10 protein-coding genes and 1 pseudogene are annotated in these 13,632 nt (G+C 46.5%); 4 read left to right on the top strand and 7 right to left on the bottom strand.

Annotated features, from left to right (window positions below; genetic code table 11):
• Positions 1–106: 106 nt before the first annotated feature.
• The 3 genes and pseudogenes from H6F50_RS13165 to H6F50_RS13155 all read right to left on the bottom strand — a co-directional run.
• Positions 107–427, bottom strand: a pseudogene (locus H6F50_RS13165) (transposase); the annotation flags it as partial.
• A 158-nt stretch (positions 428–585) separates the two neighbouring features.
• Positions 586–1,454, bottom strand: a protein-coding gene (locus tag H6F50_RS13160) for an IS630 family transposase (RefSeq protein ID WP_242029012.1) whose coding sequence is annotated in 2 segments (ribosomal slippage) — positions 586–1,139 and positions 1,139–1,454 — 870 coding nt in all. Because the reading frame shifts where the segments join, the coding sequence is not laid out codon by codon here.
• A gap of 116 nt (positions 1,455–1,570) precedes the next feature.
• Positions 1,571–2,368 carry a LuxR C-terminal-related transcriptional regulator gene (locus H6F50_RS13155; protein WP_190429043.1) on the bottom strand — a complete coding sequence of 266 codons (798 nt, stop codon included), beginning with the start codon at positions 2,366–2,368 and terminating at the stop codon, positions 1,571–1,573.
• Positions 2,369–2,458: 90 nt separating this feature from the next.
• Here H6F50_RS13155 and H6F50_RS13150 point away from each other — a divergent pair, with 90 nt between their 5' ends.
• Together H6F50_RS13150 and H6F50_RS13145 are read left to right on the top strand one after the other, a co-directional pair.
• Positions 2,459–2,881 carry a DUF6220 domain-containing protein gene (locus tag H6F50_RS13150; RefSeq protein ID WP_190429042.1) on the top strand — a complete coding sequence of 141 codons (423 nt, stop codon included), beginning with the start codon at positions 2,459–2,461 and terminating at the stop codon, positions 2,879–2,881.
• 9 nt (positions 2,882–2,890) lie between these two features.
• Positions 2,891–3,319 carry an MAPEG family protein gene (locus tag H6F50_RS13145; protein ID WP_190429041.1) on the top strand — a complete coding sequence of 143 codons (429 nt, stop codon included), beginning with the start codon at positions 2,891–2,893 and terminating at the stop codon, positions 3,317–3,319.
• Between the two features lie 257 nt (positions 3,320–3,576).
• On the opposite strand, the gene H6F50_RS13140 is transcribed toward H6F50_RS13145, so the two are convergent.
• The 4 genes from H6F50_RS13140 to H6F50_RS13125 form a co-directional block, all read right to left on the bottom strand.
• Positions 3,577–5,349 (bottom strand): M61 family metallopeptidase, encoded by a 1,773-nt coding sequence (locus H6F50_RS13140; protein ID WP_190429040.1) that lies wholly within the window; start codon positions 5,347–5,349, stop codon positions 3,577–3,579.
• A 194-nt stretch (positions 5,350–5,543) separates the two neighbouring features.
• Positions 5,544–6,227: a Crp/Fnr family transcriptional regulator gene (locus H6F50_RS13135; RefSeq protein WP_190429039.1), complete on the bottom strand. Its 684-nt coding sequence runs from the start codon at positions 6,225–6,227 to the stop codon at positions 5,544–5,546.
• Positions 6,228–6,522: 295 nt separating this feature from the next.
• Positions 6,523–7,710 (bottom strand): hypothetical protein, encoded by a 1,188-nt coding sequence (locus H6F50_RS13130; RefSeq protein WP_190429038.1) that lies wholly within the window; start codon positions 7,708–7,710, stop codon positions 6,523–6,525.
• 260 nt (positions 7,711–7,970) lie between these two features.
• Positions 7,971–9,104 carry a HetZ-related protein 2 gene (locus H6F50_RS13125; RefSeq protein WP_190429044.1) on the bottom strand — a complete coding sequence of 378 codons (1,134 nt, stop codon included), beginning with the start codon at positions 9,102–9,104 and terminating at the stop codon, positions 7,971–7,973.
• Positions 9,105–9,525: 421 nt separating this feature from the next.
• Between H6F50_RS13125 and H6F50_RS13120 the strand changes: the two genes are divergently transcribed.
• Together H6F50_RS13120 and H6F50_RS13115 are read left to right on the top strand one after the other, a co-directional pair.
• Entirely contained in the window at positions 9,526–11,724 is a 2,199-nt protein-coding gene (locus tag H6F50_RS13120; RefSeq protein WP_190415136.1) for an ATP-binding protein, read from the top strand.
• Positions 11,725–12,217: 493 nt separating this feature from the next.
• Positions 12,218–13,381 (top strand): response regulator, encoded by a 1,164-nt coding sequence (locus tag H6F50_RS13115; protein ID WP_190429037.1) that lies wholly within the window; start codon positions 12,218–12,220, stop codon positions 13,379–13,381.
• Positions 13,382–13,632: the final 251 nt, after the last annotated feature.

Here is a 13,632-nt window from a genome sequence, read left to right as displayed (position 1 = left end):
GCTTGTGGATTGCACAACTTCCGTCTCAGCTATCGCTAGCTGGTGACACTTAGGGTGAAAGGAATAGAAACATCCCACTTTTCTCTACAACCTCTTATTTCCGATTAAGTTTACTGAAGTCAAAACCTGGATCGCTCAGCTCCAGCCCCAACAAATATTTCCAATCAATACGTGAGCGCACCGCTTCTGCGGCTTGGCGATCTGAAAGATTTTCCCGAAACTGCATCAGTGTAACCAGAGCAAGCCGCCACGGCGGCAGTGCGGGTTGACCCTCATCGGGAAACAGACCAGCAAAATCGTCATCACCAAACACTGTACCCAGTTCATCACGCAACATCAGATATGGGTTGCCTTTTGGAAAAGCTGCTAAAGCGATGCGAACGGTTTCTTTTGGGATGGGTTGAATCGGCTGTGGTTTGAGAGACATAGCAGATTGCTCCTGATCACCTTAAGATGCTGGTTTCAGCATAGCGATTTATGACTCCGCTACAGGGTTCGCCAACAGTATCCAACCGTTTATGAGACAATTCTTGGGAGTTGACACTGCGTACCTCAAACTCAGTGTTATAGCAGTCGAAGCATAGATTAGGACCTTAGGCGAACGGCTGTATCTACTCGTTCGCGAAAATCTTCGATAGTCCCAAGCGATTTTCTGACTCGATTTTTAATCGGAAACCAGTAATGCTCAATATCATTTAAGTCGGGAGAGTAAGGGGGTAAATATTCGAGTTCACAGCCAACCGATTCGATGATTTTTCTAATTTTTTCGGATTTATGAAAGCTGGCATTATCTAAAATCACCATTTGCCCTGCTTTTAACTCAGGTACGAGTTTGTCAGATAACCATTGCTCAAACACGGCACGGTTACAAGAGCCTTCCCAGGTTAGGGGCGCTATCAGTTTCCCTTGGCATAAGCCACTTTTCATACTCACTCTTAGGCTTCTTTTCCCAGATTTTAAGTCGTGGAACCTTTGTCCTTTTTCATTCCAGCCATAACCATAATCTTCTCTATTATCTATGCCTGATTCATCTACATAAACTCGCTCTTTTAATTTTTTTTGGTCGATTTTTAAGATAAATTCTGTTCTTTTCTCTTCATCTCTTTCTCGATATCCGTAAGTTTTTTTCGGGTAAAACCAATCTTTTTCAAGCCTTTTCTAATTGTTCGCTCGCTGATTTCTTCCGTCCAGGCTTGGGCCATCTCTTGTTGAGTTTGACTACCATGTTTTTGGACAAACTCTCTAAACTTCACTAAATCAGTGATTTTCGCCCCATACCCTTGTTGATATCCCTTCTTGGCTCTATAATCTCCCGTTTCTTCTCTTTTGTTAAGCCATAAGTTTATTGTATTTCGACTAATGTTGAAGATTTTACTAGCTTGGGTTTTTCCCATCCCTCCATCTATTGCCCCTATTACTTTTATTCTCACGTCGTAACTGTAGGGAGCGGGCATTTTTTTCTCCTGTTCACTCCTTTCTATTATTTCCTAACCCTTGCTTCGCTTGCTATAACAGCTGTTTGTTAAGTCACACAGCCTTTAGCAGCCGCTGATCGAAACTGTCGAACCACTTAATCTTTAGTGAAAACACAACCGAAAGGTGATGAGTGGGAATTCAGCACCGAGTTAAATAAATCTGAGTTTGCCCTGGATGAATGAAGCCTTGTATTTGAAAGCTGTGCAACCATCTCTGCACGGGATGAAACCTCAAGCTTACGGAACATTCGCTTTAAAGCTTGCTTCACGGAATTTTCAGTAATCCAAAGTTGATTGCCAATTTCTGCGTTGGTTTGCCCCAACGCCACCAATTCTGCAATTTGTAACTCACGAGGTGTTAAACGTTCGGCTTTACCGTTCTGAAGGAAACCGCTATTAAACGGTTGGTGCTGTGACTTTCCTGCAAAAAGGCTTTGTGAATCCACTGTTGCAACCCAACTCGATAAGTGCAGGCAGATAGCACCTAAATCGACTAGATTTTCGCTATCAAAGGCAGGCATTATCTTTTCACGCGTGCAGCCGACTACGCCCACGATTTGACCCTGATTGATGATAGGTCCCGCCATCACATGCCAGTGATCTGGACGAGGACAGATTAATTTCCAAGTCTTGGGGGTTGTCACTAATGCTTCGTGAACCGGAGCATAGCGCTCCGCTAAATAACGCGCCACAGGATTATGCTCGATTGAGAGTGCAATTTTCAGGATTTTCTGAAAATTGCGATCGCTTAAGGGCAGTTGGTCAAAGAAAAAAATTGCCCATCGTTTCGCTGCAAAATATTCACCAATTTTTGGCGCAATTTGCGATCGCAGGTCGGATTTGCTATGGGTTTGGCGAATCGCTGACAACAGAGACTCTAAGGAACTTGTCATACGTGAAGGGGTCTAAAGTGTACCCGATCGAGGTCTAGAAGCATTAAGGCGCTCAGCCTATATTAGCTTTAATCTCAATAATCCCCTGATATGACTATCAATCCAGAAATTGATCGCGCGGATAGAAGAGCGATGCAGGTCGGCTTTTATGCAACTTCAGTCGTCTTTAACCTATGCTTGATTACTCAATTATTAACAGTCGGAATCGCCTACTTTATTAGTCCTGCATGGTGGAATATTCACGTTTGGTTAGTCCGAGGGTATGGTGGACTGTCGTTACTATTACTAGGATGGTCATTCTTCACCCCATTTCCACCTCAAATACAACGCCTCACTGCGAGTCTACCCGTGCTGCTGGGACTACAGTTTCTCACCATTCATCTCAAAAGTTCTTTGCACCTAGAGATACTACACCCTTTGATAGGATTTTCGTTACTCTACGTTTCTTCAAGCCTTGTCCATCGTGTATGGCGCAGCCTATCGCTCAATCATCGGCATAATGAACAAGTTTAAGAGGTAGAGATGACACAAGAGGCAATCTTTAGTCCCTTTTTTGCAACACTGTTTCTGACACTCCTAGTCTGGGTGTATATTTACATTCGTCGGATCGGTTTTATCAAAAGCCAGAAGATCCGTCCGCAAGACCTTGTTGCATCTAGCGCACCCGTGCAAATCTGGCCGCGAAACGTATCCAATCCATCAGATAACCTAAAAAATCTGTTTGAGATTCCGGTACTTTTCTATGCGCTCGTACTCTACCTTTTCGTCACAAAACAAGTCGATATAGTGTACGTAACCGCTGCGTGGATCTTCGTTGGGTTTCGCGCATTGCATAGCGCCGTCCCCTGTACATTCAATCTCGTTATGCTTCGATTCTACCTCTACCTGTTCGCCACCCTCGCGGTTTGGTTCATCGCGTTCCGCGCAGCCCTTACTCACTTTGGCGCGTAGGTATGCTTTCATAAATTTGCGTAATGTTTTCAGCTACTTGGGTTGAGACGTGCGATCGATCGCAAACATCAAATTGAGATTGGAACAACCATGTGAATGGTGGAAAAACTCTGGATGTGCGAATCGAGAAATCATCTTCTAACCCGTCAAATCCGACTGAAAAAATCGCCCTCTAGGAGAAGAAAAAGCGATCGCATTCTCACGATAACTGAATGTGAAAATGCGATCGCGAAGCGCCGACTTTGTCGGTTCGCCCATTAGAATCCCGATCCCAACCACTTGGCAAAATTGTGTTTTTGGGCGTCGTCAGGAGACTCCACTGGCACAATTTTGTAAGCACTTGGGCGTGGATCTGCTAAAGTCACGAGTGGCATCCGGAGTTCATCTTGATGGAAAACCGTCACCTGAATCGTATTCCCCGGTTGGTAGTCTTTCAAGCGATCGCTCAAAGAAAGTGCCGTCACTCGGAAGCCGTCAATTGCTAGCAATTCATCTCCCGCATCAATCCCTGCTAACTGAGCTGGAGAACCCACTTGGACAAATTTGATCGCCTCGCGCCCATTCTCTGTCTTCGCCGTCACACCCAGAAAAGGAACAGGTTCCTCTTCCTCAACCACCAACCGCAAGCCAAAGGGTTTCAGGTACTCGTCAAAGGGCAACTCCTCGGTTCCATCAACGTAGCGCTTAAAGAAGTCGCTCAAATCCGTTTCAGCCACCGATTCTATGACTTGCTGCAATTGTTCTGGAGTAAAGCCCGTTTCCGGCTGTCCAAACTGCTGCCACATTTGCCGCATCACATCATCGAGCGATCGCTGATTACCATGACGCCCTCGAATCAATAAATCCAGCAAAAATGATACCATTGCCCCTTTTAGATAGTAGGAAATCTGAGAATTTCCACTATTGGCATCTGGTCGATACAGCTTAATCCAGGCATCAAAACTCGATTCACTCGCAGGTTGTACCAGCCGCCCTGGTGTCGTTTGTAACCGCGAAATTTCCTTGCCTAACTCCTTCAAGAAAGACTTTCCATCATAGATTCCCGCTCGGAACGGAATCGCTAAGTCGTAATAACTGGTCGTCCCCTCACTAAACCACAGAGAAGGCGTATAGTTTTCCCCAGTATAATCAAACACTTCCAATCCTTTAGGACGGATGCGCTTCACATTCCACAGGTGAAAGAACTCGTGGGCGACCAGCTGCATAAAGCGATTGTACTTCTCGCGATCGCGGAAACCAAAGCGATTGTAATTCAACGTGCAAGCATTCTTGTGTTCCAAACCTCCAGCACCCGTGGAAGCTAAATGCAACAGAAACACATATCGGTCATAAGGTAAACCTCCAAATATCTGGGATTCCACCCCAATAATTTTCTGCGTGTCCTCAATAATCCGCTCTGGTTCGGCGTTCCCCTGTCCCCAGATGGCTAACTCATGAGCTTTTCCCAAAACTTCAAAATGATACAACTGGTGGCAACCAATCTCAAAAGGACTATCCACCAGCGTGTCAAAATCGGGCGCTTGGAAGGTGTTCGCTTGCCCCTCCGCCGCGGGTAATGGAGTCGTAACGCGCCATTCGGGTTTGGGCGGCACAATCGTCACTAGAATGGGTTGTTTTTCAAATTCGGGTATATAAAATAACAGAGCAGCGCTGTTAAAATAACCGTGAGTCGCGTCCAAATGATTGGTTCGCACCGTTAGTTCATTGGCAAACATTCGGTAACGCACCGTTACTTCCGACACACCGTTTGTCTCTATTTGCCAGTGATTTTTGCTAAGCTTGCGCCACGCTAAAGGTTGTTCGCTGGAATCAGCCGAAAAGTCTTGCAAATGTTTAGAATACTCGCGCACCAAGTAGGAACCAGGAGTCCAAACGGGCAATTTTAAATCGAGAATCGGTGCCTGCCAGTTTTGTACGGTAAAAGTTACGTCAAAAAGATGCGATTCCGGCTCCCGTATCGCCACCTGGTAATGAATTTTTGGTGCGGTATTGGATAAGCGATCGCGGCGAACAACTGTTGCTTCTGTCATTTTTAGCTTTTATCAATCGTAGATATCCACTAATTTAACTAGCAATTTTTGGTCAGTGGTTAGCCGGTAGTCAGAAATTCGGTTTTCAATTAGTAGAGACAAGGATTAACGACATAAGTCCTAAATGATTCGCGCAGGGGAGATCCTCAACTTCGCGAGAGAAGCCAGGGATCTGAACATCTGGAATCTCACAACTAAACTCGTCCGGCTAGATGTGTTAGCTGCTTGATGTTGAGAAGATGGAGCGTCTCCTGCGCCGGATCGATTTTAATCCAACCTTTACTTTCCAGTTTCTCGATAATTTTGCTAGTGTCTTCAACACCAATATCTGTAACGTTAGCCAAATCTTTAGAGGGAATATTATAGATTTCCATTCCTTTTTCAGTGGCTTCACCATAGTTTTCTCCCAAAGCAATCAGCGTGTTCGCTAATTTTACGGCTGGAGGTTGATGACGCATTTGAAAGCGGAGGTTCGTTTGGCGCAGACGCTTCACCATCAGTTGCAACATCCGGTGGTGCAACTGCGGATCTTTGAAGAGGGTTTGAATGAAGCGTTGGGCAGAGACGCTGAGCAATTCTACGGGCGAGAGGGCAATCACATCGGTTGAGCGGGGAGATTCATCAAGAATTGCCATTTCCCCAAAAAAATCACCTTTGCCCAAGATTGCTAGGGTAACGACATTCTCCCCAGAGAGCCGTCGGACTTTCACCCAACCCGACACGACAAAATAAACTGCGTTGCCCCAAGCGTCTTCCATCAAAACCGCTCTGTCTGATGGGTACTCGTGTTCGACTGCAACAGACAAAAGCCATTCTAATGTCTCTGGAGCGGCAGTGTTAAAGAGGGGAAACAGCTCAGAAAAAGCTTTGGTCTGCATGAAAGGAAGTGTGAACTATAAAGTATGAATTATCAAGTTTAAAGTTTGAACGAGCAAGCTTGGAAAATAGGATTATCTAAGTTGGGATATTCGTCGATTCATCCTTTATGATTTATCCTACCCTACTGCAACGGGTGCGAATTCGTTCGTGCAGGCTAAGGCAATCGGTAGCACCTTACAGCCTTGAATTCATCTATCACTTCAGCGATCGCGATCTGCCTCTTGCTTGGAGCATTCATGCTTTTTTCTTCAGCTTTCAGGCAAGAAGCTGGTTACTCCTACGCTCTTCATTACATCACAGATGAGCCATATTGTCCTTTGACTTGGGATCAAGGTTCGCGCGATCGCTGGGCATTCGTTTGAGTCCTTCCAGTTGTTGCTCGATGCTCGTAAGCAAGTGATGCACGGCTGGCAGGGCTTCTATCTGAGCTGGGTTTGAGGCGGGATGGGATGAAGTACGGAGAACTGAGTCTGAGGCGCTGGCATGACATATCTGATTCATCTTGCGCTGGAGCTTCTGGGCAAGATTTAAAGCTTCCCCCCAGAGATTTTCTAGTTGCTGCTGCTGATAAGCTCTCAAAGCTTCTCCGCGAAACACTTGCATAACTGCCTCATCTCCGTACTCACCAGGGATGATTTGCAAGCGCAGTAACAGATGATTGTGCTGATAGCATCGCTCAATCTCCACCATTTTGGTTTGTTCGACTGGCATTAATTGCAGATTTCCGATTCGCTTTAGCTCGTCGATGACTCCTTGAAGTATGGGTAGCGCCAATCCTGGGATCGCAAACTGCAAGACATTGTTTCGACTACAGAGAATGTTTCCTTCATAAAGCTGTCGTTCGCAATCCAGCCGATCGATGGTTCCATTCAGCACCCGCTTTAACAATTCTTTTAACATCTGCTGGGGCGGTAGGGCTGCCAGATTAGCAGTGAAACCAGATAAGTGATGCTGCGATCGCTCTTGCCATTGGAGGGAGGGATTGCCAGCCGGTGAAACTGTGGCGTTGCGCTTCACCTGCTGCGATTTTCTCAAAGGTGTTTCTGGAGATGGTTGCGGCACTTGAGTGTTGGGGCGATCTGCCTCCACTTCAACCAGTTCTTCCGGACTATCGACAATCAGAGTTGGGAGGGTTTGCCGTTCTATCGGATCGGAATTTTTGCTTGGGCTTTCTCGATCTGGCTGCGTGTCTAAGTGTCCAGTTGCCGGCGTGGGCGGTTCGGTATGGGCTTGTTGTTTCCCGATGCCCGTATTGTGTTTCAAGTACGCGCTGAGGATTGCCTGGAGAGCGTCAGCGGCTATCGGCTGGGTTTCTAACGAGTAGTTTTGATAAGTTAGGATACGACGGACATAATCCAACGAGACTGTGTCTGTTGGATTTACCATGCCCAGTTTCAGGCAGGTGCCTTCTAAGGTGATGGGCAAAATTTGATAGTACAGACAGGCTTCAAAGGGCAGGAGCTTGTCAATCAATCTAAACATTTGATTTGCATCTATCAGAGCCACCCAGGAAAAGAGTGGAGAGGGTATCAGCACCAGTAGTAATTACCAGCCGCAGCTTGGTGACTCCGAGTGCGGTCATGGCGAGTTACAGAACTTGAGTTGTGAATATCCTAGATGCCCCTGAGATCGAGTTTCGGCTATTATCTAGCAGATTGTTCTGAATAAATCAGTTTTATCCATATAGTTATAGTTATGGTACCCCTCAGGGAAGAAAATATTGCTAGTTGTTGAAAACTAGGTTAAGAATCGCTCCGCAAGGCTTGAGCGGCTAGATAAAGTTTGCTCCATTCGCCCATGACCTGGTGATTTTTCAGGTTCAACTCAGCAGCGATCGCGTCTAGGGTTTTGCCTGCTTTCAAACCGTCAATCAACTGCCGCTGCACGGAGGGGAGAGTGGCGTAGAATTGCTCCCACTCGATTAGGGTCAACCCCAGGTTGTGTTCTTGCAATGACGCTTCTAGCCAACTGGCAACTAATTCTGGCTGGCTTTTAACGGCAAAGACGCGAATGGCATGGTAGCTGACTTTTTCGCGCAGTCGATAGACTTCTTTGATCTGTAGGTTTAAGGCGCTAGCAATCGCTTCTTGGGACTTGCCTTGCAGATACAGTGTCAGCCAATCAGCAGCAGATTGACTCACATTTTCGGCTAGATAGTCTTTAAATTCCTGCTTGACAGTGGTACGTAACGCTTGTTGTTCTTCCCAAACTTGATTTTCTTGGTACTGAGTGACTGCTTGAGCGTCTAGCAAACTCACCGGGCTGTCTGTTTCATCGGGCGTCACTTCTTCGGAAACCAGCCGTACCAGTTCGCCATCGGGTACGTGAGTCATGCCGCCTCTCTGGGAACGCCGCAGATAATTCACAAACCGATACACTAACAGCGGTTGGTTGCGAATCGGTCTGAGGCAATACTCTTCGATACTGGTCATCAGTAGGGAATTGCGGAGGCGAGTATCACTAGGAGTACATTGGGCAATCCAAGCAATTTGCTGTTGAATGTAGCGATCGCTGTGTAATAGTTCCTGAATTACTTCTTGCAATACATCGACCACTGCCCGCTGGCGATCGCGCGAAAGCGCCACCCAAGTACGGATTTTATTGCGAAGCAGCACTAAGCTGCCCAAGCGAGTCGTAAGATTCCGATAGGCACGCTCTGGCCCCACGCCTAAATAGCGCTGCCGTAAAATTCGGTAACGATATTCCATTGCTTGCCGAGCAATTGTCATCTGGCTTGGGTTCAGGGCTTCAAATCGTTCTAAATCTTCTCCGATCAGCCAGCGCGTAATACTTTCTTGCATTGCTGCGCTAGAGTCGGGATAGTCGGTTACAATCTGCTCTCGCCAATTCTGTGCCAGTTCTTGGGCCAGTGACATGGAGTTTTGAGTATTTAGCATTGTTTGAGTTTTCAGTTTTGAAGCCGGAAATTCAGACAGAGGAAGACTGACTTCAAACTCATTTTCCTGATTTAAAGTTTGCTCTACAAACCTCATCTCTCACCTCACCCATTTAAGGAGCAACTGACCTCTATTTCATCATGTCTACCTTGAGATAGAAGTGATCGCACCACCCTGGATAGTTTGACTCCTAACATCTATGGAGTGAGATTTTGATCTTATTGCCTTGTGCGTTGAATCACAACATTTAGTTGGTCAACTCATGAGCGATAATGTTAGATTTTGTTAAGTAAAGAATGATTAAGAAAGGTTTACTTTTGACGATGAAAGCCACATTAACAAGATTCAGACGGTGCTAGACTGATTCCCGACTTCTTCACCCTCAACTTCTCAAAAAACTATGCAACCAGAGCAGACAATCGCTGCTGGGCAACAGTCAAAGGAGGAACAAGAACTCATTTTGAATCCAGTAGACCATGCGATCGCTTTGTTTAACCGCTCCCATCACTTAGTCTTGTTTAATCGAAAATTCAGTCTTCTTTGGGGACTTCCCCCCGAATGGCTGGGTCTACAGCCGCATTGTAGCGAAGTCTTGGCTGAAGTGGTGGCGCAGGGCTATTGGTCGCAGCAGCAGAGCGAACAAATCGCTTCAGCCCTTAGCGAAACCGAAACAGAATACATTTCCTTTCCCATACAGCAATCTAACGGTATCTGCCTAGAGATAGATACCACACTGACGAGTGATGGGGGACGCCTGTTTACCTTCCGCGATGTCACTAGGTATCAAGACTACCAGGTAACTTTAAACGCTGAGGTGAGGCGGCTGACCTTTTTAGTAGGTTTGATGGAACGGTTGCAGCCTGCCAGCGACTTGCAGACAATCGGAAAATTTGCACTTTCCTATCTGGTGGAGACAATGGGTGCAGCGTTCGGCGATGTCAAGGTAATTACGGGTCAAGGCATTGATGCCTATGCCGATATTCTCACCAATCAAATTTCTGGTCGATTCATCGCGACTCACGGCGAAGCTGCCGTTGCCGAGATGCAAGCCTTTCTCGATCGAGGGATTCCCTATGGTCAAGGGTTATTGTGGCAAGTCGTAGAAACTGGCAAGCCAGTATTTGTTGACGATTATTCTAAACATTCCCAGGCAGTGTCGGCATTTCGCCATCCGGCAATTGGTCAACTGGGCATTTTTCCCATTCCCGCCGCCAATGGCAAGATTATTGGCGTCTTGACGCTGGAATCTCGCACTCATCAGAGACTTCAGGACGCTCCCCAACAGGATATACTCCTGGTCGCTTGTCGCACGCTGGGCGTTGCCATTGAAAGGGCCCAGGCGCAAGAACACCTGCGCGAAATTAATCAGAATTTAGAACGGGCTTCCCAAATGAAGTCTGAGTTTCTGGCTGCCATGTCCCACGAACTGCGGACACCCCTCAACAGCATTTTAGGGTTTTCGGACTTGTTGCTGCGGCAAATTGCCGGTTCCTTGAACGAACGCCAGATTAAATACGTGCGGGTGATGGAAGAAAGCGGTCAACACCTGTTGCAGTTGATTAATGACATTCTGGATCTCTCCAAAATAGAAGCCGGAAAGGCAGAACTCGAACTCCAGCCAGTTTCCATCCTGGATCTTTGCAGGCAGTGTTTGCAAATGATTCAACCCCGTGCGGATAAAAAGCGACTTGCCTTAACCCTAGAAATAGACTATCGGCTGGGGCAGGCATCTTTAGATGAACGCCGTGTCCGCCAGATATTAATTAATTTGCTCTCCAACGCTGTCAAGTTTACCCCAGATCGCGGGCAAATTAAATTGAGTGGACGACTAGCTTATGGCACCCAGTTGATCGGGGAATTTCGACCGGATCGCAGCCCGGTGAATCCTAGCACGCCTTTCTTGTGTCTTGAAGTCAAAGACTCAGGTATCGGGATTTCTAGAGATAAGTGGCATTTGCTGTTTCGCCCTTTCCAGCAGGTGGATGCTTCCTTAACGCGGCAACATGAAGGAACTGGGTTAGGTTTGGCGCTGACGAAGCGACTGGCGGAACTCCACGGCGGCACCGTCTCTCTGGAATCGGTGGAAAATCAGGGGAGTACGTTTCGCGTCTGGTTGCCGGTAACGGAAATGAGTCAGACCTTGACAGAGGCAGCGAACCCAGTGCCAAGCCAACAGCAGTCATCATTGCTCAAAGGTGGTGTATCTTCTGGGAATGCCAAGCGAGTTTTGGTGGTGGAAGATCAAGCTTTCAATCAGGCATTGATTTCTGATGTACTTGAGTTAGAAGGGTATGCAGTTGAGTTAATTTATAACGGTCGCACGATGATGGAAGCGTTGCAATCTCCCTTTGTGACGCCTAAATCGCTGCCGCACTTGATTGTCATGGATATCCAACTACCGGGGGTGGATGGGTTTGAAATTATCCGTCAGCTCAAAGCCAATCGCTTGTGGAAGTCGGTGCCAGTAATTGCAGTAACGGCAATGGCAATGGCGGGCGATCGCGATCGCTGTTTGGCTGCTGGGGCAAATGGTTACATCAGTAAGCCAATAGATATCGATCTCCTCACGACTACCGTCCGCTCTTTTATGCAGGATTAGAACCCCAAAGAATCCATGAGGGGCAAGGATATCCTGTCCCTATACCCTATACCTTATTTGAATCTGCAAATTGAGAGGTGTGGCAACCCTCTAGGTTTACGGGGTGGGATTCACCCTTACTGCATCCAATCGAGAATTGTTACCACCAAAGGGCTATCTATCTTTGGGAGAAAGATCATCTCTTGATCGGTTTGTTTTTCGATCTACCAGATGGTTAATTGTCTTTACCGAAGTCCTGTGTTTCAATAATGTTAAAGTTCTCTCAGTTACCGGCGACCTCGGAGGAGTTAGATTTCCATCTATCTACCTACCTGTACTGAAAGAAAACTTGTCAAGGTTAGGAATCGTCAGGGGCATCTAGTTAGAATTACTGGTTCAGCGAACAACTGTTTTAAGTAGTTACACTGAAGGAAAATCATAGGCGCGAGTGTAATGGTGGCTAACAGAAGTAGTTTTCCATAACAGCGCCACTTGCACTTATATTGTCAGTTCCATGACAAAGCCCTTGCCGCGCATTCTGTTAGTTGATGATGAACCCAATAATTTATTGCTGCTAGAAGAGTTGTTGTATTCACAAGGATATGAAACTCTAATAGCTTCATCAGGCGTTCAAGCACTGGAAGTTGTCAAAGATTTTCAGCCAGATTTGATTTTACTGGATGTGATGATGCCGGATCTGGGAGGCTTTGAAGTTTGTCGCCGGTTGCGGGAGGATGCAAAGCTACAAACGGTGCCGGTGATTTTTTTGACGGCTTTGGATGATGAAGAATCCAAGCTTCGGGGGTTGGAAATATTAGGTGATGACTACTTCACCAAGCCGATTAAAACTACTCTCCTTTTGAAAAAGATTGCAAATACTCTGCGTTTGATCGAGATGCGATCGCAGCATTCCGGTCAACAAATGCAGGCAAAAATTAAAGAAAAAACGAAGCGTCAACTATCAGCGGCATGGCAAATCAATGAATATCTCTCAGAGAAGTTTCGGCTATTTGTGCCGGATCAATTCTTGAGGCGAATTGCACCCCAAGGAGTAGAGTCAATTCAACTGGGGAATGCCAGGGAAGAAGAATTGACGATTTTGTTTTGCGATATTCGGGAATTTACCGCGATCGCTGAAACTCAAACAGCCAGCGACACCTTTGAGTGGCTGAACGCTTTCTTTACCCAGATGAATCAAGAGATCGCCATCAATTATGGATTTATTGATAAATTCCTGGGAGATGCGCTGATGGCGGTGTTTGACCGCACGGGAAACCACGGACAGGATGCCTTAAGTGCGGCGGTGGCGATGGTAGACAGCTTAAATCGGTTTAATCGCGATCGCCAACAATACAACCTGGAGCAGCCGGTGAACATTGGTATCGGCATTCATACAGGCGTTGCCATGATTGGGACAGTGGGTTCAGACCGGCGCATGGACTCTACTGTAATCGGCGATGTCGTGAATACTGCCGCCCGTCTAGAAGAATTGACAAAGCTTTACGGCTGTCACATCCTTGCCAGTGATGCCGTTATTGCCCAGATGAGACAACCGGAGTTATTCAAGTGTCGGTTGATTGACCGGGTGATCCCTCGCGGTAAGCAGCAAGCAGTTGACCTCTACGAAGTCTTGGGTACGCAAACTCAACTGTTCCATCAAGCAAAGCTACTTTATTAATTCATCTGAATTAATGCAGCTAGCTGATGGTGCAATATAAAGCTTATCCGGAACACAGCAATAGTGTGTGCCAAAGCGTCTCATTTATGCATCTGAAAATTGCTGCTATAGGATCTGGATAACAGCCGCAAGATTTAATAGACTTAATCGGAAATAGAGTAGTTTAGAAGTGAAGGGTTGTTGCTCGAAGACCGAGGTGTTTACGATGTTGAGCTACGGCGCTATCCACAATAAACCTCATGTGTTTCAAA

The sequence above is a fragment of the Coleofasciculus sp. FACHB-712 genome, assembly GCF_014695635.1.
Classification (GTDB): Bacteria; Cyanobacteriota; Cyanobacteriia; order Cyanobacteriales; family FACHB-T130; genus FACHB-T130.
The sequence above is the reverse complement of the archived record's forward strand: the minus strand, read 5'-3'. Positions and strand labels throughout refer to the sequence as shown.

Bases quoted from the DNA above. Each gene is read 5' to 3' on its own strand.
- H6F50_RS13130 (WP_190429038.1), bottom strand. From the start codon at position 7,710: ATGTTTAGATTGATTGACAAGCTCCTGCCCTTTGAAGCCTGTCTGTAC.
- H6F50_RS13125 (WP_190429044.1), bottom strand. From the start codon at position 9,104: ATGTCACTGGCCCAAGAACTGGCACAGAATTGGCGAGAGCAGATTGTA.
- H6F50_RS13150 (WP_190429042.1), top strand. From the start codon at position 2,459: ATGACTATCAATCCAGAAATTGATCGCGCGGATAGAAGAGCGATGCAG.
- H6F50_RS13140 (WP_190429040.1), bottom strand. From the start codon at position 5,349: ATGACAGAAGCAACAGTTGTTCGCCGCGATCGCTTATCCAATACCGCA.
- H6F50_RS13155 (WP_190429043.1), bottom strand. From the start codon at position 2,368: ATGACAAGTTCCTTAGAGTCTCTGTTGTCAGCGATTCGCCAAACCCAT.
- H6F50_RS13145 (WP_190429041.1), top strand. From the start codon at position 2,891: ATGACACAAGAGGCAATCTTTAGTCCCTTTTTTGCAACACTGTTTCTG.
- H6F50_RS13115 (WP_190429037.1), top strand. From the start codon at position 12,218: ATGACAAAGCCCTTGCCGCGCATTCTGTTAGTTGATGATGAACCCAAT.
- H6F50_RS13135 (WP_190429039.1), bottom strand. From the start codon at position 6,227: ATGCAGACCAAAGCTTTTTCTGAGCTGTTTCCCCTCTTTAACACTGCC.
- H6F50_RS13120 (WP_190415136.1), top strand. From the start codon at position 9,526: ATGCAACCAGAGCAGACAATCGCTGCTGGGCAACAGTCAAAGGAGGAA.